18 protein-coding genes are annotated in these 22,390 nt (G+C 46.9%); 15 read left to right on the top strand and 3 right to left on the bottom strand.

Features of this window, described 5'->3' with window-relative positions; all coding sequences use genetic code 11:
* The first annotated feature begins 21 nt into the window (after nucleotides 1–21).
* The 6 genes from F0220_RS20280 (at nucleotide 22) to F0220_RS20255 (ending at nucleotide 8,454) form a co-directional block, all read left to right on the top strand.
* Nucleotides 22–2,250, top strand: coding sequence for a hypothetical protein (locus tag F0220_RS20280; protein WP_105599599.1), 2,229 nt, complete (start codon nucleotides 22–24; stop codon nucleotides 2,248–2,250).
* Between the two features lie 26 nt (nucleotides 2,251–2,276).
* A complete protein-coding gene (locus F0220_RS20275; protein WP_091018251.1) occupies nucleotides 2,277–3,485 on the top strand; it encodes a HEAT repeat domain-containing protein in 1,209 nt (402 codons plus the stop codon).
* Nucleotides 3,486–3,507: 22 nt separating this feature from the next.
* On the top strand, nucleotides 3,508–4,908 hold the full coding sequence (locus F0220_RS20270; protein ID WP_179198584.1) for a glycosyltransferase family 2 protein: 1,401 nt from the start codon (nucleotides 3,508–3,510) through the stop codon (nucleotides 4,906–4,908).
* A gap of 289 nt (nucleotides 4,909–5,197) precedes the next feature.
* Entirely contained in the window at nucleotides 5,198–6,001 is an 804-nt protein-coding gene (locus tag F0220_RS20265) for a response regulator transcription factor (RefSeq protein WP_105599597.1), read from the top strand.
* A 153-nt stretch (nucleotides 6,002–6,154) separates the two neighbouring features.
* A complete protein-coding gene (locus tag F0220_RS20260) occupies nucleotides 6,155–7,522 on the top strand; it encodes a nucleotide sugar dehydrogenase (protein ID WP_091018247.1) in 1,368 nt (455 codons plus the stop codon).
* A gap of 35 nt (nucleotides 7,523–7,557) precedes the next feature.
* Nucleotides 7,558–8,454, top strand: a complete 897-nt coding sequence (locus F0220_RS20255) for a hypothetical protein (RefSeq protein ID WP_223199735.1) — start codon at nucleotides 7,558–7,560, stop codon at nucleotides 8,452–8,454.
* Nucleotides 8,455–8,711: 257 nt separating this feature from the next.
* On the opposite strand, the gene F0220_RS20250 is transcribed toward F0220_RS20255, so the two are convergent.
* A complete protein-coding gene (locus F0220_RS20250) occupies nucleotides 8,712–9,584 on the bottom strand; it encodes an AraC family transcriptional regulator (RefSeq protein ID WP_105600006.1) in 873 nt (290 codons plus the stop codon).
* Nucleotides 9,585–10,048: 464 nt separating this feature from the next.
* On the opposite strand from F0220_RS20250, the gene F0220_RS20245 reads away from it, so the two are divergent.
* The 6 genes from F0220_RS20245 to F0220_RS33425 all read left to right on the top strand — a co-directional run bounded on the left by F0220_RS20245 (nucleotide 10,049) and on the right by F0220_RS33425 (nucleotide 17,147).
* The gene (locus tag F0220_RS20245) at nucleotides 10,049–11,233 is read left to right on the top strand and encodes an LLM class flavin-dependent oxidoreductase (RefSeq protein WP_105600004.1); all 1,185 of its coding nucleotides are present in this window, start codon (nucleotides 10,049–10,051) and stop codon (nucleotides 11,231–11,233) included.
* Between the two features lie 216 nt (nucleotides 11,234–11,449).
* On the top strand, nucleotides 11,450–12,724 hold the full coding sequence (locus F0220_RS20240) for an ABC transporter substrate-binding protein (RefSeq protein ID WP_105599594.1): 1,275 nt from the start codon (nucleotides 11,450–11,452) through the stop codon (nucleotides 12,722–12,724).
* A gap of 3 nt (nucleotides 12,725–12,727) precedes the next feature.
* Nucleotides 12,728–13,600, top strand: a complete 873-nt coding sequence (locus F0220_RS20235) for a carbohydrate ABC transporter permease (RefSeq protein ID WP_181155476.1) — start codon at nucleotides 12,728–12,730, stop codon at nucleotides 13,598–13,600.
* Nucleotides 13,601–13,649: 49 nt separating this feature from the next.
* Complete coding sequence (locus F0220_RS20230; RefSeq protein ID WP_105599592.1) at nucleotides 13,650–14,465, top strand: carbohydrate ABC transporter permease; 816 nt, start codon at nucleotides 13,650–13,652, stop codon at nucleotides 14,463–14,465.
* A 113-nt stretch (nucleotides 14,466–14,578) separates the two neighbouring features.
* The gene (locus F0220_RS20225) at nucleotides 14,579–15,796 is read left to right on the top strand and encodes an MFS transporter (protein WP_091018234.1); all 1,218 of its coding nucleotides are present in this window, start codon (nucleotides 14,579–14,581) and stop codon (nucleotides 15,794–15,796) included.
* Nucleotides 15,797–16,520: 724 nt separating this feature from the next.
* The gene (locus F0220_RS33425; RefSeq protein ID WP_105600002.1) at nucleotides 16,521–17,147 is read left to right on the top strand and encodes a cell wall hydrolase; all 627 of its coding nucleotides are present in this window, start codon (nucleotides 16,521–16,523) and stop codon (nucleotides 17,145–17,147) included.
* Nucleotides 17,148–17,248: 101 nt separating this feature from the next.
* On the opposite strand, the gene F0220_RS20215 is transcribed toward F0220_RS33425, so the two are convergent.
* The gene (locus F0220_RS20215) at nucleotides 17,249–18,019 is read right to left on the bottom strand and encodes a hypothetical protein (RefSeq protein WP_105599591.1); all 771 of its coding nucleotides are present in this window, start codon (nucleotides 18,017–18,019) and stop codon (nucleotides 17,249–17,251) included.
* Nucleotides 18,020–18,554: 535 nt separating this feature from the next.
* Here F0220_RS20215 and F0220_RS20210 point away from each other — a divergent pair.
* The 3 genes from F0220_RS20210 to F0220_RS20200 all read left to right on the top strand — a co-directional run bounded on the left by F0220_RS20210 (nucleotide 18,555) and on the right by F0220_RS20200 (nucleotide 21,093).
* Nucleotides 18,555–18,785 (top strand): hypothetical protein, encoded by a 231-nt coding sequence (locus F0220_RS20210; protein ID WP_105599588.1) that lies wholly within the window; start codon nucleotides 18,555–18,557, stop codon nucleotides 18,783–18,785.
* 279 nt (nucleotides 18,786–19,064) lie between these two features.
* Complete coding sequence (gene yaaA / locus F0220_RS20205) at nucleotides 19,065–19,817, top strand: peroxide stress protein YaaA (RefSeq protein WP_105599586.1); 753 nt, start codon at nucleotides 19,065–19,067, stop codon at nucleotides 19,815–19,817.
* 397 nt (nucleotides 19,818–20,214) lie between these two features.
* Nucleotides 20,215–21,093 carry a prohibitin family protein gene (locus tag F0220_RS20200; protein ID WP_105599585.1) on the top strand — a complete coding sequence of 293 codons (879 nt, stop codon included), beginning with the start codon at nucleotides 20,215–20,217 and terminating at the stop codon, nucleotides 21,091–21,093.
* A gap of 476 nt (nucleotides 21,094–21,569) precedes the next feature.
* Here the strand turns inward: F0220_RS20200 and F0220_RS20195 are convergent, their stop codons facing one another.
* A complete protein-coding gene (locus tag F0220_RS20195; protein ID WP_105599583.1) occupies nucleotides 21,570–22,136 on the bottom strand; it encodes a DUF4879 domain-containing protein in 567 nt (188 codons plus the stop codon).
* Nucleotides 22,137–22,390: the final 254 nt, after the last annotated feature.

The raw sequence follows: 22,390 nt of genomic DNA, 5'->3' as shown, positions 1-22,390 counted from the left end.
AGAGGTGAGCAATCTAAAGACATGAGCAGACAAAGACGAAGACGCTGGCTATTAACGGTGTTGACAGGAGCAGTGGTGGTGACCGGTGGAATATTTGCCGGATGGCACTATATGCAACCCAAGCTCGTTACGTACACAGCGGAGAACGGCACGGAGATGAAATTCAAGACCGATGGAGACCGGTTCATGGAATACGGGCCAGATGGAACGTGGAGGGAGATGTTCGTCAAAGGTGTCAACCTGGGCGCAACTTCACCGGGGCATTACCCGGGAGAATTCCCGCTGACCAAAGAGGATTACTTGCGGTGGTTCCAGCAGATCGAGGATCTGGGAGCCAATGTAATCCGGGTATACACGGTTCACGAACCGATTTTCTACTCCGCATTGGTCGAATATAACCGCGGACGGGAGCAACCGTTATATTTTATACAAGGGATATGGTCACCTGAGGAAGAGCTGATTGAGAAGCAGGATGCCTACGCCGCCCATATTGAGCAGACGTTCAAGCAGGAGATTGAGAAAGCCGTATCTGCTGTCTATGGCGATGCGGACATTCCGGCCAAGCAGGGAGAGTCCAGCGGCAAATACAAAACCAATGCAGGAAAATACCTGATGGCCTGGCATGTGGGGACGGAATGGGACCCGGCGATGGTAGACAACACAAACGCAAAACATGCGGACGTACCGCAGTACAAGGGAGTTCATTTCTCGGCTACTCCAGAAGCGTCACCGTTCGAGAACTGGCTCGCAGAGCTGTTGGATCATACGGCGGTCCTGGAGAAGAAGTATGGGTGGGAACATCCGATGACCTTCACCAACTGGGTAACGACCGATGTGCTGGATCATCCCGGCGAGCCGTTGTATGAAGAGGATCTCGTCAGTGTGGATGCCCGACATATTCAGCCGGAGGCGTGGCAGGGAGGTTATTTTGCAGCCTACCATGTATACCCGTATTACCCGGATCTGTTCCATATTGATAAAACGCTCCAAACCATCAAGGATGAGAACGGTGAGTACAACACGTACAAAAGTTATCTGCGCAAACTTAAAGCCGAGTTTTCCGATATGCCTGTAATGATTACAGAGTATGGCGTACCTTCTTCTCTTGGTATTTCCCATCTGGGTATGGGAGGCCGGAATCAGGGTGGACATAACGAAGTAGAGCAGGGAGATATTGACGCGTCACTGACGCAGGATATCTATGATGAAGGATACTCGGGAGCGATTGTGTTCATGTGGCAGGATGAATGGTTCAAAAAAACATGGAACACGATGCCACTGGAAATTCCGGCTGATCGCCGTGCATATTGGCTGAACGTGCTGACAAACGAGAAAATGTTTGGTCTGCTTGCCATGGACCCGGGCAAACAGGAACAGTTGACCATCGATGGAACACTGGATGACTGGAATGATCTGAAGGATGAAGAGGTCACGACCTGGCAGGGCCAAGTGGACGGCATTCAGGAAATGAAGATGACCCATGATGAAGCCTATCTGTATATTGGGCTGACCTTGGATCAACCGTTTGACCCGGAGAAGACAGTGCTGCGAATTGGTACAGATACACTTGCTGGAGGCAGTCAGCCTGATAAGTTACTCCCGGGGCGGACACTTAGTGATGGTCTTGAGACAGTGATTACACTGGGGCAGGATGAAGAATCACAGGTGGAGATTGCCAAGGATTATGACTTTAATCAGCGTCTGTACGGCAAAGAAGGATACGATATGCTGCCAGATCAGCAGTCAGATTCCGCAGATAATCCGTTCCACCCATGGAATCTGGCAGTCAGCCTGAGGATGACACCGCCGGATACCCGATCTGCTCAACCGTTCATGAATGAAAAGGTCGGACCATTGAAGCGAGGAACGACGGCTCCCGGCCAGCCTGATACGGATTCATTAACGGCATGGCAGTATAACGGCAATCAAGTGGAGATGCGAATTCCCTGGATGCTGCTTGGGTTCGGTGATCCGAGTTCGCTGCAAGCGATCGACTATGGACCGCTCAAGAATGGACGTGAGTTCTCTACAGTTGCTGTGGAAGGCGTTACTCTCATTCCGTGGTTAACGGACCGCGCCACGAAGAAAGTATCTTGGCCTGGGGGTGAACAGACGACCCTGGACCTGAAGACTTTGCCGGTATATAGCTGGCAGCCTTGGGAGCAGGTGCAGTATAGTGAACGCCTGAAGCTAAGCTACGAAAAAATGAAGAAGAGCTATGAAAAAATTCCTAGTTTTCAGATCGAATAAATGAGTATAAAGGAGGACCTTTTCACATGTTTCCAAGTTTGGCTTTGGCCTATCTGTTTTTGTACATCTGTATCGCACTTGTTGTTGTAGGCGTCATCGTATTGTTTGCCATGAAAATGTCCCACAATGGCAAACGACGCAAGACGGCGTTTTATGAATTGAAGCAGCGTGACTACTTCACCTATCTGCAAACAGCCTTGACTGAGAATAGTCCACTCAAATTGCCACCAGGCAAACTGGCTCCGCTGGAACGCAGAGTCATTCAGGACAGATTGATTGAATGGATCGACCAGTTCAAGGGTGAGTATCGCGACAAATTAATCGCACTGTGCCGTGAAGCAGGATTCGTAGAGCATGATCTGAAGGAACTGGGCCGTCTGCGTTATGGTCGCCAGATTGATGCAGCTTATCGCTTGGGTGGCATGCGTTGTCCTGAAGCCGTTCCGGGTTTGATGGAATTGCTGAAGGATGAGAAACCGGGCCCGATGGCCATTATGATTGGTCGATCCATCTCCAGATGTACGACTCGGCAAGGTGAACTGAAAGACATGCTCGCGTTGCTGTTAACCAAAGGTAAGTCCATTCACCATCTGGCAGCAGATATTCTGCTCGAAACGAGTCTGGATACGAGCAGAATTCTAATTGAATTGCTGGAAGATCGGAATCCTGATTTTGTAAAAGTCGGACTGGTTGCCATGTGGGGACAGGCTGTACCTGAAGTGATGCCTGCACTCGACAGACTGGTAGGCGCAGAACATCAGGATGTACGTGCCGAAGCGGTGAAGCTGTATCTTAGCGCAAGTCCAGCACTCCGGGATGAGACCATTCTGAAGCTGATCCAGGACCCCGATCCGGAAGTTCGCGCTGAAGTGGTACAAGCGCTTGGTTCGAAACATGCATCTGGCAGTATTCCATTGCTGCGCAAAGCGCTGCGGGATGAGGACTGGAGAGTTCGATATAACAGTGCGGAGAGTCTGAGCAAGCTCGGTGAACCGGGATTCGAAGCGCTGTGTCAGGCTGCGGTGCAAGGTACAGTTGCTGAGCGCGAGATTGCGATGCAGCAGATTGAGAGTACCATGCAGCACACGAGAACCGATGACAGAGCTGTAGAGCAGATGATTGCACATAACAAAAAAAGACTGCTGTACGATCGCTATTTTGGCCCTGTCCGAGAGAACAGAACCAGCAAGAAACGCACAGGTGTCGCTACGGTAGGAGGGGATTACACTGCTTAGGGATCTACTATTAATCTACGGCATGGTCGCAATCTACTATGTTGTTTTTGTAAATACGCTCTATTTTTCCATTCTGGCCTTATCGTTCCGTAACATCTGGACGATCTTCCGGCGGTCGCATTATTCCAAATACAATACATTGTCAGGCTCGGAACTAGTGCCTTCGGTTTCTCTGCTGGTACCGGCATACAACGAGGAACTGACGATTATTGAAAATGTGAACTGCCTGATGACGCTGAATTATCCAACCTATGAAGTGATCGTCGTAAATGACGGCTCCAGTGATGCCACACTGAAGATTTTATTGGATGAATATCGGCTGAAGCCAGTACCCAATACGAAGATTCGGGGCAAGATCGCCTGTCAGAAAATTCGTGGGATCTATCATAACCCGGAGTTCCCGGATCTGTATGTCATTGACAAGGAAAACGGCGGTAAGGCCGATTCCCTCAATGCCGGGATCAACCTGTCCCACTATCCGTTGATCTCTTCGATCGATGCTGACTCGTTGCTGGAAAAGGATGCCCTGATCCGCATGGCACGCATGTATATGGAGAATCCGGAAGAGACGGTAGCCATCGGTGGAGATGTAAGGATCGCCAATGGTTGCAAAATTGAAAACGGGGCAGTGCAAGATGTATCGCTGCCACGCAAAATCTGGCCCATGTTCCAGTCCATTGAATATCTCAAAGCCTTCCTGGGCGGACGGATTGGCTGGAGTCACATGAACGGTCTGATCATTGTCTCCGGTGCCTTCGGTATGTTCCGTAAGGACGCTGTTATCGCCGTAGGTGGTTACCGGGATGGTTATCCTGGGGAAGACATGAACATCATCATTAAACTTCACCGTTATATGCTGGAGAACAAATTGAAGTATCGCGTTGCCTTCTGCCCTGAGGCCGTATGCTGGACGCAGGCGCCGGATTCCTACCGGATCTTGTCCAGTCAGCGCAAGCGCTGGGGCCGTGGGAACCTGAAGAACATGATTGAGAATCGCGGCATGTTGTTCAATCCGAAATATAAAGTCATGGGTATGGTAACCATGCCTTATAACGTCCTTTTTGAAGCGCTGAACCCGTATTTCCGGATTACCGGCCTTCTGGCTCTCGCTGGATATGTGCTTCTGGATATGACGCAATGGCCGATTCTGGTTCTGTTCGGACTGCTGAACTTCGTGAGTGGTTATCTGCTGAGTGTAGGCGCACTTGTCCTGGAGGAGATTGCTTTCAAGCGTTATAACAAGCTCTCCGATCTGGTCAAAATGCTGGTCTACTCCGCGCTGAAATTCGTGGGTTACCACCAGCTCGGCGTACTGTGGAGATTGCAGGGACATGTGCAGTTCATGCAAAACAACAACTCATGGGGTACCATGACACGCCAAAGCTGGTCCGAGGATGAGAAGAAAACAAGCGAAGCCGCTTAAGTACAGAGATCATGGAAATACAGTAACAGCAATATAGATGTTCAACTAAATATTTACACGATAACGGAGAGGACAGAAATAACCTGATGAAGCGAAGCGTGCGCCTAAAAGCTTTCTGAAAGAAAGCTACATCGAAAGCATACGCTATCCCCGGATTTCCCCTTGTTAAAAGGAATCAAAAAAGTCTGGGGATAACAGCGATCAAAAGGTCGTTCTGTCATCGGAGTGTCAGTGTAAATAACATTTTTTGGACATGTATAGATAATCGAGGAGAAGGGTGGAAAAGAACATGCCAAATACGGCGACATTGCAGCGTGAGGCTGCCGTTAATGTGTACCGAAGTGTAGAACAGGGATTGAAGGATACGGGTGCCGAAACATGCGGCTTAATGTTCATCCATTGTGCAGGAAACTCTCAACCTGAGCAGCAGGTCAGGACACATCTGGAGCAAACGAGTGAGACATCCTTCCAGGTGTGGAAGGATGGGGCTACCCAGGCAATTGCCGTCCTGCTGCCAGGGTTGTCACTGGATGAAGTTCATTATGAAGGACTTCGGATCAAACATGAGTTGCAAGAGACCGTGCCCGGTGCCGATCCACAGATTACACTGGCCAGTTTCCCGGAAGGGGAGCGCCCTTCGAAGGCAACTATTCAGCATATGGCTGAGTCCTCAAAGCTCGTAGATTCGTCGGAGATTCATATCTACACGCTAGACAATACGGCGGACGAGCCGGAACGAATTTTGATTGTGGACAACGACCCTACGGTACGCGAATTCCTGCAGTTGCGGTTGAAGATGCAGGGATACGAAACCTATGAAGCCGTCGATGGACTGGCTGCACTGGAGTTGATCGAGAAAGTCACACCAGACCTGGTGCTCACCGAACTGAATCTGTATGGCATCGACGGTCTGCCGTTCATCCATCATATTCAGAACCTGGAGATGGAGCAGCCACCCAAAATTGTCGTGTTGACCGAACAACGTGTCGAGCAGACGATTAGTCAATGTTTCCGCAGCGGCGTGGATGATTACATGACCAAACCGTTCTCACCTGTAGAGCTGGATGCACGAATCAGACGCTGCCTGCATTAGAAGACGGCTTGGAACAACTGATTGTGTGAAGTGCAAAGTAAGAGTTTTTTTACACTATGAATCAGATAGATTAGAGCAACATTTAGAGCACAGACACTCATCTATTTATATGGATTTTAAGCACTACCAAATACACTGCCCGGAGGGAATATCATGGAGAATCAACAATTCCACACATTACTGAATGCGATTGAAAATAAAGAAGCTGTACTCGGCGTCGTCGGGCTCGGTTACGTAGGACTTCCACTTGCCGTGGAAATGGTCAATCAAGGTTTCACGGTAATCGGAATTGATCTGGATGCGTCCAAAGTAGACAGTATCTATCAAGGAGATTCCTATATTCACGATATTTCGTCCGATGAGTTGAAAAAAGTAATGCAAAGCGGTCGTTTCCAGCCAACGACAGATTACAGTATGCTGCGCGTGATCGACGCACTCAGTATCTGCGTACCAACACCGCTTAGTGAGAATCAGGACCCGGATACGTCTTACATCGAGACCGTTGTGGATCAGATCAAACTGCATATGAAACCAGGTATGCTCATTACGCTGGAAAGCACTACTTATCCAGGTACGACGGAAGAATTGATCCAGCAGCAGCTGGACAAGATCGGACAAGAAGCAGGTAAAGACTACTTCCTCTGCTTCTCGCCTGAACGTGTGGACCCGTCCAACGGACGTTTCACAACATTTAATACACCGAAAGTCATCGGGGGTACAACCGAAGCTTGCCTGAAACTGGGAACAGCGTTATATAGCAAATATGTAGAAACCGTAGTACCGGTATCTTCGCCGAAAGTGGCTGAGATGTCCAAACTGCTGGAGAACACATTCCGCAGCGTGAACATTGCCTTTGTAAATGAAATGGCGATGATGTGCGACCGTATGGGCATTGATATCTGGGAAGTTATTGACGCGGCGGCGACGAAACCATTTGGTTTCATGCCATTTTATCCAGGCCCAGGCATCGGTGGACACTGCATTCCGCTTGATCCGATGTACCTGTCATGGAAGGCCAAAGGCTTCCGTTTCTATAGCAAATTCATTGAGCTGGCGCAATCTACCAATGACAACATGCCATATTATGTATTGAACAAAACGTCAACGATTCTGAACGAATACGCGAAATCCGTACGTAAATCAAATATTCTGCTCCTCGGCATGTCGTACAAACCGAATATTGCCGATCTGCGTGAATCACCAGGACTGGAAGTATATGAACTGTTCAAGGAAAGTGGAGCTAACGTTAGCTACTACGATCCACATGCGGATTCCTTCCAGGACAAGCATGGGGAGACCGTACACAGCGAAGTGTTCAATCTGGAACAGTTCAAAAAGTACGATTGCATCGTGCTGATCACCAACCACAGCGATTTGCCTTACTTTGATATTGCCGAGATGGGTGTGCCGATTCTGGATACACGAAATGCATTCCGTTCGTACACACATCCGCACATCTACAAAATTGGTCACTCGGTTCAGCATCCTGTGTTTGAACCAAGTGAAGCGTTGCTCGTCTGAGGAAATATATGAGGCAACGGGGCAAGCTGGTGGGTATGGCGAAATGGGCTATTCTGGCTGCGGTGTTATGCCTGCTGCTTCTGTCCTGGATGTTCAAATGGTTCACGACGGAGGAACATAAAGCGACCTGGCTGTGGGACGCGTCCATTATTGCAGAACAAACGCCTCAAATTATTGCTTTTTCCAAAGAACAGGGCGTGGATACCATCTTCCTGCAAATCCAGGATGAGGTGCCTGATGCAACATATCGCAAATTCATTGCGGCTGCCCGGCAGGCTGAGATTGAAGTGCATGGACTTAACGGTCATGCAGACTGGGCTTATGAGGAAAAGCGGGATGAAGGACTTGCTTTTATCGAGCGAGTACGAGCATACAATGAAACTTCCGCCAAGAATGAACGCTTCGAAGGCATTCAACTGGATGTGGAGCCGTATCAGCTGAAGCGCTGGGAGAAAGAGGAGAACAGTGTCATTGGAGAGTGGCAGAACAACATGAAGGCCTGGACAAAAGCCGGCGAGGATGCCGGACTGTACATGAGCGCTGCCATCCCGTTCTGGCTTGATGCCCGTCAGTCGGCTGAAGGTGAGGGTACATTCAGTCGCTGGGTGATCTCCCACTTCGATGCGGTGGCCATTATGGCTTATCGGGACAGTGGACAGCAGATGTATGATCTGTCCAAGGAAGAACTGGACGAAGCGGATGATCTCGGCAAGAAAGTCTGGATCGGAGCGGAACTCGCGGATACACACGAGGGGGATCACCTGACCTTTTTCCGTAAACCGGTTAGCAATATGAATGAAGAGATGGCGAAGGTGTTTGATCTCGGTTCCTCTCATTCTTCATTTGCAGGTGTAGCTGTGCATCATTATGAAGCATGGTATGCCAAGAAGAACGGTATTCCACTTGCGCGCAAGGATGAAAAGAAGGAATAGTTTTATGTCAACGTAAAAAGTTCCTGGTTTCGAGTACGTGTAGTCAAGACTATAGTATAGAAAGAAGGCAAGTCCCGGGTAGATGGGGCTTGCCTTCTTTGGTGACGGATTTCGTAATGGGTTTTGCAGCACTATGCTGTGCAGGATATGAAACTCAGGAGTCCATTGTAATTTGGTAGAGGTGACATCTTACACAACGTATACAGGCGTGGTGCATAAGGAATGGATTATAGGCTGGGGAGCGAAAGGTCGCTCCCTCATTCTTTAGTACTCTCCGCTGTACGATAACGATTGGGCGGCAAACCGACTTGTTTTTTGAACGCTTTGGAGAAGGAGAACAAGTCGGGATAACCCACGGAGTGAGCCACTTCAGTTAAGCTTAGCGGCGTCTGTACCAGCAGGCGTTTGGCCTGATTCATTTTCAATTGTTGGATATATTGCACAGGGGACAGACCATAGGCTTTGCGGAACTGTTTGGCAAAATGGGTTCGATCCACACCCGCATGAGCGGACACGCCTTCCACGGAGATGCCGCCTGCAAAATGAATATCCATGTATTCCTTGCCTTTCTGGAGCCAAGGTGTGGCTGAATCCGGTTGCAATCCTTTGGTTGCGGGGGACCGGGCAATTCGGTCGAAGAGGTTTAGAAATCGGGTGAGTCGTCCCAGATCACTCGCTCCGTCCTGCGGTTTGCGAACATCCTCCATGAACGAACGCATGGCGCTTGCAGTCTCCGGCGTCAGTACACCTGAACGATACGGTGAGTCGGGTGTAAGTCCAATCCGAGACAGTAGCTCGGCTGCATGTGCGCCGTCAAAGGCAATAAATATTTTCTGCAACGTGTCCTCCGGGTCCGTCCAGTATTCATGCGTAACTTGTGGAAACAGACAGAACGCATCCCTGGCACGAAGGGCGTGACGCTGTCCATTCTGTATGAATGTACCTTCCCCCTCCAGTACAAACAGCAAATAATAATAAGGCGTAGTGCGCGGGCCAATATGATAGTTGGTTTTGGCTATATTACGGCCAATGCGAATCGGCCAGGCGCCACCAGCTTTCTCGAATTCAGATGGAGTGAAGAAAATAAGTTCCAAAAACTCATGGTGGTCCTCCTTCATGCTCTCGGTCATCAGGAACACCTCTTTATTGTATAAGTATCGTTTGTACATTCTAAAAGTTTCTCTTATAACCTATTATACAGGTGGGTTTTATACATATTCAAGATCAGGAAGACCTAAATCTGAGAAAAGACCACAAAATGACAAAATGAAATTGCCGCGAAATGACATTGCTCACAGACAAATCAATTGATATGATGTCCATACCTATTAAACCAAGTTAATTAATCGGCATTTGATTCTGAATATGTCTAATAAATCAATTTAAAGAATGACACGACAACGGAGGGGACAGAAAGGACCTGAAGAAGCGAAGCGTGCACCTTTGTCACCGGATTTTCCCATTAAAGGGGAATGAAAAGAAATCTGGGGACAAGAGTGCTCGAAAGGTTTTTTGTAACCGAAGTGCTTGAGTGAAACATTTTTAGAGCAATTTATCATAGAAGGGATTGACTCTTGTGAGCGAACAGGAAGAAATGAAGTTTGGATGGTTTTTGCCTACAGCAGGGGATGGGAAGTATGTAGGGGTTGCCCCGGAGCGGGAGCCGAGTCTGGATTATCTGATCGATGTGGCACAGACGGCGGAGAAGGCAGGATTCGAATTTGTACTAATTCCGACAGGGGGAGCGTGTCTGGACGCATGGGTGGTTGGCTCGGCAGTAATGAGTCATACGAAAACATTGCGTCCCCTTGTTGCCATTCGCCCGGGTTTGGTTACACCCGTACTTGCTGCACGCATGGGAGCGGCACTGGATCAGCTCTCTGGTGGTCGTGCCATGATCAATGTAGTGACAGGCAGTTCCGTTCGGGATCTGGAGGAACTGGGAGATCCACTCGCACATGCGCATGATGAACGGTATGTTCGCGCGAGTGAGTATATGGAAGTGATGAAGCGTTCGTGGACGCAATCGACGGGACTGAATCTGACGGAGTTTGCCGGAAGTGGCACACAATCAGGAGCTGATGCATCCAGCGATCTCAATCCTGAATTCAACGGGCAGTATTATAATTTCAAAGGGCCGGTAGGCATGCCGGAGACGGTTCAAAATCCACATCCACCATTCTATCTGGGAGGAAGTTCACCGATTGCCAAGAAGGTGGCCGTTGAGCATGCAGATACGTTCCTGATGTGGGGCGAGCCTCATGACTGGATTCAGGAGCAAATCGAAGAGATTGAGGTCATTCGTCAGCAAGTAAAAGAGGAAACGGGACAAGATCGTCAGCTCCGTTACGGTATGCGTGCTCAGGTTCTCATTCGGGATACCGAAGAAGAAGCATGGGCAGCAGCTTGGGAGATTATTAGTAAAGTACCACCAGAAGCGATCGAGAAAGCCAAAGCCGCTTTTGCCGAGACGGATGCAACCAACCAACGCAGACAGAACGAGTTACGGGAACTGTCCGAGAAGCAGCAGTTTGTCGTAGGTCCCAACCTGTGGACAGGCTTGTCCGTTGTGCGATCCGGCGGTGCAATCCTCATTGTAGGTACAGCCGAACAAGTCGCAGAACGCTTGATGGAATATGGAGATCTCGGCGTTACGACCTTCATTCTGTCAGGTTACCCTCATCTGGAAGAGGCAGAAATCTTCGGACGTGCCGTGATGCCAATCATTCGAGAAAAATGGAAAACAAGACAGAAGCAGCATCAAGTTACTACTAACTAAATAGGTTCAACTAATCTTTTTATACGAAAACGGAGAGGACAGAAATAACGTGAAGAAGCGAAGCGTTCGCCTTTATCCCCGGATTTTTCCTTTTATAAAAGGGAATCAAATAAATCTGGGGATAACAGCGATCGGAAGGTTATTCTGTCATCGGAGTGCGTTCAGTATAAACATTCTTTAGTTAACATATCAATCATCCTCAGGAGGTCGTCTTTCATGAAAAAAAATAAAAAATTGATCCTGCCGCTTGTCAGTATGCTGGTGATGTCCATCCTGTTGTCAGCTTGCGGCGGTGGGGATAACGCGTCCTCTGGAGATAACGGCTCCTCAGGTTCAGGCAAGGTTACGATCAGCTTCATGCACTGGCGCGGAGAAGATTCCGAAGCACTCAACAAGACCATTGACGCATTTGAAAAAGAAAATCCGAACATCAACGTGGAGATGCAGACGCTGCCCTCCGATCAATATCAGTCCACTGTACAATCCAAAATCAGTGACGGTTCGGTAGGAGATGTATTTGCTTCCTTCCCGGGTGCACAATTCGAAGCCTTCACCAAGGCGGGATTGTTCACGGACCTGAGCGGATCATCGTTCCTTTCGGCTTACAATCCGAAGCTGATTGAAGCAGGACAGCACGATGGCAAGCAATATGCGATCCCGTATCAACTCGTATATAACGATCCAATCTATAACGTCAAACTGTTTGAAAAATACGGCTTGACGCTACCGAAGGACTGGGAAGGGTTTCTGGCGTTGTGCCAGAAGCTGAAAGACAATGGCATCATTCCGATTGCCTTTGCCGGAGCGGATATTGGCCCAGGGCAATTCATGAATACGATGGTGATGAACAACGCACCAAGTGACGACATTTTTACCAAAGTGGAAGCGGGCGAAGCCAAACTGACGGATGAGTTTTGGGTGAAAACATTGACTCAAATCAAGGAACTGAACGATAAAGGTTACTTCCAGCAGGATGCATTGGGTACGAAGGACCCTGCGGCTGGCGCACTGTTTATTCAAGAAAAAGCAGCGATGCTGGCAAGTGGATCATATCAACTCGCTCAGAACAAACAGCAAAACCCGAATCTGGAGCAAAAACTGCTTGCACCAATTACAGTAAGTGCCGATCAGGCGAAATATGAAGGGGTGCATACCACTACATTCATGCTCGCGGTGAATAGCAAATCGAAACATCCGGAAGAATCGAAGAAGTTCCTTGAATTTTTGAGCAATCCCGATGTAGCGAGTGACTATGCCAACCAAACGGGACAGAATGTAACGGTGAATGATGTGAAGTACGATACGCCTGAGCTTCAGGTAGCCGGAGAATGGGCAAGCAAAAAGACCGTGTTCCAGCCACGGTTCACCATCCTGAACGGAGATAATCAAAAAGCCGTAACCAACTCCATTCAGGCTGTGCTGAGCGGCACTTCTCCAGAAGAAGCAGCACAGCAGGCACAAGCGATCATTGATCAGCATATCGGGAAATAAACGATGAAGAATCGTATTCAGCTATCCCTGTTTCTGATCCCCGGGTTGCTGCTGTACGTTGGATTGTTCGTATTTCCTACATTGACGGGGCTGTTCTACTCCTTTACGGATTGGGACGGGGTATCCCCGTCGTATGCATTTGTAGGGCTGGATAATTACAAGGATAGTCTCAGCAGCATCGTATTCCGCAAAGCCTTTGGCAATAACGTGGAGTTCATGTTAACAGTTGTTATTGCACAAACTTTTATTTCACTTGTTCTGGCCCTGCTCTTGGTACGCAATACCAAGACACGCATTGTGCTTCGGGCATTGTATTTCCTGCCTGCGATTCTGTCCTCCGTATCGGTCGGGCTGATCTGGGCGTTCATGTATGATCCATCCATTGGGTTGATCAACTATGGACTGAATGAAGCCGGGATGAGCAGCATCGCCCGCAACTGGATTGGTGATCCCAAGATCGCCATCTATTCCATCGCTGCGGTCCAAGTCTGGGCCCATGCCGGACAGATGATGATCGTATTCATCGCAGGTCTGCAAGGTATCCCGGCAGAACTGTATGAAGCGGCTCGTATGGACGGCGGCAGCAAATGGCAGGTATTCCGTAAGGTGACCTGGCCACTCCTGGCACCTTCGGCAACGATTGTTGTGGCCTATACGACCATTCAGTCGTTCAAGGCATTTGACCTCATTTTCACCATGACGGACGGAGGCCCGAACTACGCAACTGAAATTTTGACAACATATATCTATCATACCGCCTTTGGCAGCTATTCATTTGGTCTGGCTTCTGCCGGTTCCATGATCTTCCTGGTGTTGCTCGCGCTCTTGACACTGTTGCAGTTCAAGGCACTGCGTGCCGACCGGGTAAGCTATTGAGGTTGATGTTGGAGCATTCATCCTGCAACAGAGGCAGAAGGGAGTTCACATGTTTTTAAAATGGTTCAATCGCCTGATTCTGTTAGTGTACGCGCTGCTGATCCTTGTGCCGTTGTACTTTGTATTTGTATCCTCGTTCAAAACAAGCAGCAACTTCTTCACCAGTCCGTTCAGCTGGCCGGACCCGTTTACGTGGGATAACATCACTGGCATGTTCCGCAACCAGCCGATGTGGCAATATTTCGGGAACAGTCTGGTCGTGACACTTGGCACGGTCGCTATTGAATTAGTGCTGAGTAGCATGATTGCTTACGCCATTGTCCGTTGGGGCGGCAGCGTAGGCAAAATCGTATTTGCTCTGTTCGTAGCCGGTCTGATCGTTCCATCCCAAGTAAGTATGTTGCCGATCTATTCCCTCACGCGTACACTCGGGTGGTCGGACAGTCTGACGGGCCTGATTGTCGTATCCGCGGCGATGCTGATGCCTGTCTCTGTATTTATGCTGACAGGCTTCATGCGCATGCTCAATTCGGAGATTCTGGAAGCGGGCAGTATGGATGGAGCAAGCGAATGGAGGCTCTACACCCGGATTGCACTGCCACTTGCTGCACCTTCGCTGGCGGCAACGGCTACGTTCCTGCTCGTCATGGTATGGAATGACTTGCTTATTCCGATGCTCATGCTCAGCAGTAAGTCCAAGCTGACTTTACCACTAGCACTGATGCAATTCCGTGGGGAGTATGTAACTAACTATCCGATGATGCTCACGGGTGTACTTGTCACTGCTATTCCGATGATCGCATTGTTCCTTTTGCTCCAGCGTTACTTCGTTGCAGGTCTGACAGCGGGTTCACTCAAGGGGTAAGGTATCGCAGAAATCGGCAGGAAAAGCTTATTTTGCATTGATTTCTGGAGCATTCTGCATAATAATGATTTAGTGTCAGAGTGACTACATAGAGATCAAGGGAGCTATAAGTGATGAGCAAACTGGAAGTATTGCGGAATCCCAAGCAGCGCAAGCTGCTGTTCAGTGCCGGCATGAGCTGGCTGTTTGATGCGATGGAAGTCGGAATGATCTCTTTTATCGTGGCTGCACTCGCCAAGGAATGGAGTCTCAGTCCCGGACAAGTCGGTGTGCTGACAAGTATCAACTCCATCGGTATGGCTTTAGGTGCCTTGCTTGCAGGTGCACTTGCGGACCGTTTTGGACGGAAGGCCATTCTGATGTGGACCTTGTTAATCTTCACGATTGCAAGCGGTCTATCTGCATTGGCGACTGGATTTGCCGTATTGTGTGCCCTACGTCTGGTTGCGGGTATTGGACTTGGCGGAGAGTTGCCCGTGGCATCCACACTGGTATCGGAGTCGATGCCTACAGCGGAACGGGGACGTGCCGTCGTATTATTGGAAAGTTTCTGGGCAGGGGGCTGGATTGTATCAGCACTCATTGCGAACTTTGTTATCCCGGAGTACGGATGGAGAATTGCCTTTGCCATTGGTGCACTTCCGGCGTTCTATGCACTATATCTGCGTCGTGCCATTCAGGACCCGCCGCGGTATAAGAATCATGCCAAGCTTCATAAAATCACGTTCCGCGAGAAAGTGGCTACCGTTTGGTCAGCACCACATCGCCGTACAACGTTGATGCTCTGGATTTTGTGGTTTACCGTCATTTTCTCTTATTATGGTATGTTCCTGTGGCTGCCTTCGGTTGTGATGGCAAAAGGATTTACGTTGGTTAAAAGCTTCCAATACGTGCTGATCATGACGATCGCACAATTGCCAGGTTACTTCACCGCAGCGTACTTCATTGAACGTTACGGTCGCAAGTTCGTACTTGTTGTTTATCTTACGTTGACTGCATGCAGTGCGATTGCGTTCGGACTGGCAACAACGGAAGCGACGATCCTGGCCGCAGGAATCTGTCTGTCCTTCTTTAACCTGGGAGCCTGGGGTGGTCTGTACGCCTACAGCCCGGAATTGTATCCAACTTCTGTTCGTTCGACAGGTGTGGGTCTTGCCACATCGGTAGGCCGGATCGGTGGCGTACTTGCTCCACTGATGGTCGGTATGCTGGTTCAGCGTGAAGTGGCAATCAGCCTGATTTTCACCATTTTCTTCGTGACCATCCTCATTGGCGCAGCGGCTGTGCTGTTCTGGGGCCGGGAAACGAAGGGACAAGAACTCGCCGAGTAATTGTCATTATATTCAAGCGCAACTTTTGTACGGGTCTGCTTGCCTACGGAAACGGGGGCTAGACAAGCGGTACAAGGTTGATACAAGAAGAGGTGTGACCCTGATACGACCATGGGCTCATGCCTTTTTTTGTTATGTCCAAGACTCATTTTTACATGCTCCATCGGTCCGATAGACGGCACTTTTTCTATATCCTATAATGACACTCGGGATGTAAAGCCGTGAGGATTCAGGGGGAAAAAGTAGGATCTGGATTCAGAAAATGGAGGGTAACGAAAAGATGCAGACCAAGCGTGAAATGGATCAGATGCATGAATTCAATGAAAACAATACGATGGGTGAAGCGACTCGTGCGAACAGCATAAATGGAAGCCACATCAACGTGATTGACATGGTGCGAGTACATGGGGATAACAACATACATGTAACTTACAGTGATAATAACAGTAAACAACTGAGTGAGATAAACGGAGTGTATGATGTCTATGTTGTGGATGAAAGTAAACCTACGAAAGAGATGGAGGTCAATAATATCATGAATAACATAACGAATACGAAAAATATGGAGTACACGGGCAGTGAGGATGCACTGATTAGAGCTGGTAATCTGAATGAAGGATCTGATGTGCGGACGAATGATCACACTATGGAACCTATCACCGTCAGTCGGAAAGTTACTCATGGGAAGGGGAGAACGGCTGGCAAAAGAGCAGGGCGGGTCAGCATGCTTCTCGGTGCCTGCGCGTTGACGCTGGGATTGACCGTGGCAGCGCCTTCTGCGGGGGCACAGAAGCTGGAACAGGGCGTTCGTAGTGAACATGTGCTGCAATTGCAGGAGCAATTGAGCGACCTGGGGTATTTTGACGCCGGAATGACCGGTTATTACGGTTCGATCACCAAAAGCGCTGTCCGCAAGTTCCAGCAAGCGCAAGGACTCACTGCGGACGGAGTTGCAGGTCCGGCAACACTGAACAGACTGAACAAAAAGGCCAAAGCCGAAGGCGAGACACTGCGCCAGTTGGCGAAGCTGATCCATGGTGAAGCGCGCGGGGAGTCTTTTGAAGGACAAGTCGCTGTCGGAGCGGTTGTCATGAATCGGGTGCATTCGGATGCTTTCCCATCATCGATCTCGAAGGTCATCTTCCAGAAAGGGCAGTTCACGGCGGTTGACGATGGACAGTTTAATACCAAGCCGACGGCAACCTCTTATAAGGCAGCACGCAAAGCATTAAATGGTGTTGATCCAACGAATGGAGCGCTGTATTATTACAATCCGAAGATTGCCACTTCGGTATGGAGTAAGAGCAGGCCGACATTGCTGACCATTGGGCAGCATGATTTTACGAGATGAGATAGGTAGAGTTATTAAATAGATTAAAGGTATTCTTTTAATACAACAAGGAACCCCGGCTGTAATCTGCTCATCTGCAGGTACGTGGCCGGGGTTTAATATTACTTCTGGAACGTGAAAGGGATATTTAACGAAGTAGGCTCTACAATGGTTTCTCCAGTGTCATAGTCATAGATCCTATTGAAAACCAATTCGATGGATTCCAGCTTGTCGGGGTCATCGGTATATACCAAACCGTAATTCGTATTATCAATAACTACGCCATCATACTGATTATAGACATATGATTTTCTCATAAAATTGCGATCTGCGGAGATCGGCTTTCCCGTGTTTGGATGAACGGAGTTTAAGCCGTAAAAACCGATATTCTGATCGGTTGTATTTTCAACAGTGTAGAGAATATTAATATAAGTGATCTTGGAACCGATATCTTCTCGATTTAGAATGGAAATGTTTTTCTGTGAGTCTTCAGGAATGTCACTGGCCTCTAATAATTGGGCATGAACAATATGAATGGTTAGTGGGCCACGTTCAAAACGTGTATTCAGGGGCACAGACTTTAGTAATTTCAGATTCCCGCCATAATCAAATATTCCTGTCTCTCCAGGTTTTGATAGTATCGGTGACACAACACTTTCATATAGCTTGTTCTGAAGATTGCTGGCGGCCTGCTCGAATTGATCGAGTTCTGGCTCCCATCCATTATAATTGCGTTCGGACCGGAAAGGTTCTAAACCGGTTTCCATGACTTGTTCAGGAGAAGAATCCATAGGCTGTATTTGGTTGATTTCTAGTTGTGTAGAAGTGGCATAATTTGAGCTGCCTGAGCTGCCCAGAAGTGCGATAGCGAGCAGTATTTGAACAATAAACATAGGATGAGACACCCTTTCTCTCTAACAATATATTTAAATAAGATCATCAACCCACCTAGTTGTGATCTGAAAATAATATGACCTGATATGATATTGGTGGAATAGATTTCACGGTCAAAGTAATAATAATCATAGCAAAATGGAGCATTGAGATAATGAGAATAACGACCTAACTTCAGGTAATAGAAGATTGACAAGTGGATAAAGTAACATAGATATAAGGACCCAGGCGATAAAGAAGGAGTTTTTGTTCCGTAAGGACTAGGGTCCATTATGAGTGGATAAATAGAACCGTTTTAGAGGAGTATCAATCAAATGTATTGGAGGAACAGATCAAAATATCAAACCGATTGTGTTAGAATATATAGGAATTATGGAAGTTGGAAGGCTGAAGTGGAAATACATAATAAGTTAAGTCGAATTAGAGTGGAAAACCAATCAGCTATTAAACAAAAAGCTTTTTCAATTGTAAGTGCGATAACGATTGGGCTGATGGAAACAAAAATTTAATAATTAAGATATAGGAGGATAGATTGTGGAAAAACAAGAGATATTTATGAAGGGGTATCTAAATAGAGGTATCAAGATAACTTTTCTTGACAACTTAAATGTAATTGGTATGTACACTAATTATTATTACCATAATAATGTTATAGTGATTGTACCTGAAGAGGCTCACGATGATACACGATTACTGATTCCGCTGAGTGCAATAAAAACAATAGAACCTTGGGACCTTGAACACGATTTACTTAAGGATATTTGATGAAATAGATCTCTTGCATGAAATGGCTTGAAAAACTATAGACCACATATAGTTAAACATCACAAGAGTATTTGATTCAGTAACAACAATTAGTTTGATGATGCCTTTTTTAGTTTTAATGATTAAGCTAGTCCATTAGTGGGCTGGCTTGTTCATTTTTGTAGTTCTTTTCAAATACACCACGATATTAATGAATGTGCGTTGACATTGGATTTACCCATCCAATCCTGTACAATGAATAACGACAAAACAAAGGTAGATTAAGGATGGATTAGCACGATGAGAATTATCATATCACCAGCTAAAAAGATGAAGATCGACACCGATTTGATGGCTATCGCGCAGATGCCGCAATTTATAAACGAGTCAGAACAGCTATTGAGTCTGCTTCAAAAGTTATCCTATGACGAGCTCAAAACGTTGTGGAAGTGTAACGATGCAATCGCTGAACAGAACGTGGAGCGGATTCGGAATATGAATATAAAAACAAATCTTACGCCAGCTATCTATGCCTATGAGGGCATTCAGTATCAATATATGGCACCGGGTGTTTTTCAAAATGAGGAACTGGCGTATCTTCAGCAGCATTTACGCATACTATCCGGTTTTTATGGCATTTTACGGCCTTTGGATGGCGTTACGCCGTATCGGTTGGAGATGCAGGGTAAGCTGCAAGGTCCAGGTTTCAAATCGCTCTATCAATTCTGGGGCAGCAAGTTGGCGGATCAGCTTCAATCTGAAAGCAATTGTATTCTGAATTTGGCTTCCAAAGAGTATAGTAAGAACATCACGCCTTTCCTGAAGGAGGAAACCCGGATGATCACTTGTGTGTTCGGACAAATGGTCGATGGGAAACTTGTTGAAAAGGCAACCCGGGCCAAGATGGCCAGAGGTGAGATGGTACGATATATGGCTGAGCGGAAGATTACAGATGTGGAGGATATCAAAAGCTTTGATCGGTTAGGTTTTGTTTTCTCAGAAGAGAAATCGGAAGAGAGTACTTATGTATTTATATATTCAGAGGGACAGTAGCCTGTTGTACAATGGTTTATAAATTTTGGTTCGTATAGAGTTACACATTGGTAAATGCCATCAAATAATTTGATGGCTCTTTTTTTTGTAAGACTAAGGCAGTCTTGTTCGGAATATGTTTGTATCTAAAGAGGTCTACAGGAAGTGACGCCGGATATCTTGAAACCTAATATGAATTTACAAAGTATATATAAAGAAGGATATAATTAGTTGCTATTTATAAATTTGTACTCGGTTACATCCAAAGAGGGGAGGACGAATATGCCATTTATTGGGGGAATCATTTTAATCTTGATCCTAGCATTTATTCTATGGGCATTAATGATCCCGCTATTCAATAAAATAGGTAGTAGAATTCTGAAGAAATACAATAAATTCAAACAAGAGGAGAAAAGTGATGAAAAATTCAAAGACGTTTAGAGTCGGGGCCATTGCGGTTGCATTGGTTATTATTGTTGGAGTGTTAATGGTGACCTTCTTTTTAACACGAATTCCTAATGGTTATGTTGGGGTCGTGTATTCACCCAATGGAGGGGTAAAAGATAGCACACTGAGTCAAGGGTGGAAACTGGTTGGAGCGTTCGATAAAGTAACCAAATATCCGATCCGAATTCAAACGGTGGAATACAGAGATATTCAAATTGCTACATCTGACGGGAAAAACATCACAATCGATTTTGCTTACAACTACCAAGTAGAACCAAGTAAAGTATCTTCTATTTTCAACACATTTGGGCCAATTAGCATTCAAGAAATTGAGGATACATATCTCAAAACACGTTTCCGTGATGCAGCTCGTAAAGGTATTTCCAAGTTTACAGTCATTGATGTGTATGGTGAAAAGTCATCTGAAGCAGGCGTGGACGTGCAACAACGGTTTTCGGATGACGTTAAAGAGTTAGGTTTTATCGTATCCAACGTTACCGTAGGTGTTCCTCAACCTGACGCTAAGACTCAGGAAGCCATCGATAAACGTGTCGAAGCTTCTCAAGAACTGGAACGTAAAACGACTGAACTGGAGATCGCCAAGAAAGAAGCAGAACGCAAGCGCGTGGAAGCACAAGGTAATGCAGACAAACTATTGATCGAAGCAGAAGGTCAAGCAAAAGCCAATAAAGAGCTTCAACAATCCTTATCCAGCCAACTCGTTGAATATGAAACCATCAAGAAATGGGATGGAGCCCTTCCATATGTAAGTGGGTCCAATACGCCAATGATTCAATTACCGACTACAAAAACAGAGCAAAATAGCGGCGCAGGGAGCGTATCTCCCTAATTAGCGGTTGAAAATGCACGCCATGCTTTCTCAACAAATTAATGTGTTGAAATTCGAATGAACAAGCCGGTCCAATCGTGGGCTGGCTTGTTTATTTTTGATGCATTTCAGAGGTACGACAAGAGACACTGGATTTATTTAGTCTAAAGTTTGGATTCAAGAGTAGTGCGAACGTGGCATTGTTGGGCGACAAGTTCAGACTTGTTGTGGCAAAAAGATACTCGGCATTGCCTTGGCAATTTTGCTCGGCTACTGCTCTTAGGATAACGTCACAATGAGAAAAGACGCAGCGATAAATATCCCTGCGCCTGATCAAGCTAACGTAATTGTTAGCAGAAGAATGAGCTGTCATATCATATTGGGGCGATCCGATTCGTTTCCAAAGCTGATGAGCTTTTGGGCTTACCTCCCGTATTCCTCCTCAGGATAGAACCAGGATAGCCAATTCCTCCAATATTTTGATTACATCCTTCCTGTTAACGGACATTAATCCAAGCGGTCCACTGTGTTGGGATGTTAATGGAATAGACCGTACCTACAAATTGTCCGCCTGTTGTATTAGGGGATTCATAAACCCAAGAATGGGCAAAAGCATCTATGACACGATCACCGTCCAGATCAATAGCTTCAGACCAGTTGTTTGTCATAGTATTGCCAGCGAGTTTGCCGAAGTGACTGCTGTCATAACCGATCTGGAACGTAATACACTGAATCCAAGCCCCGCCATGATCATTGGTCGTGGAGAGCGGGTTGTTATTGAAGCCGTAAATCTCTTGACCGCCATTAGGAGATACAACACCGTATACATTAATGTGAGATACGTTCGGAGCAGGTGCAAACAGAACTGGACCACCCGTATCTTTAGCCTTCTGCGCTTCAAATTCAGCCTTAGCCGCTTTTACAGCTTCACGGAATTCTTTGGAATTAATAATCTCTTCCTTTGTCAACGGTTTGGTTTGAGTCACATCACCATCTGCATAGGCAGCCACATTAAACGAAAGTACAAGAACAAGAATAAGAGCTAAACTAAACAATTTTCTCATAGCAATAAATTCCACCTTTCTTGTTATGGGTAATCTTTTACAAAAATATGGATAACGACAAATAGACCTGCTTGCAGATTAAAGCCTCTTGCCCTCCTTTCTTATGAAGATGGTTCTTCCCCTTTTTTCTTTACTGAAAAAGAAATTAAGGAGGTAGACCTCTACAGGCTAGAAAACTCTATGAAGTAGGAATGTATATGTAAAATGAATGCCTGCCAATGATTATGTGTTGCAGACAAAATGTAAAACTCATT

Origin of the sequence: Paenibacillus sp. 37 (assembly GCF_008386395.1) — a bacterium.
Lineage (GTDB): Bacteria > Bacillota > Bacilli > Paenibacillales > Paenibacillaceae > Paenibacillus > Paenibacillus amylolyticus_B.
Note: the sequence above shows the minus strand (reverse complement) of the source record. Positions and strands in the feature narration are given on the sequence as shown.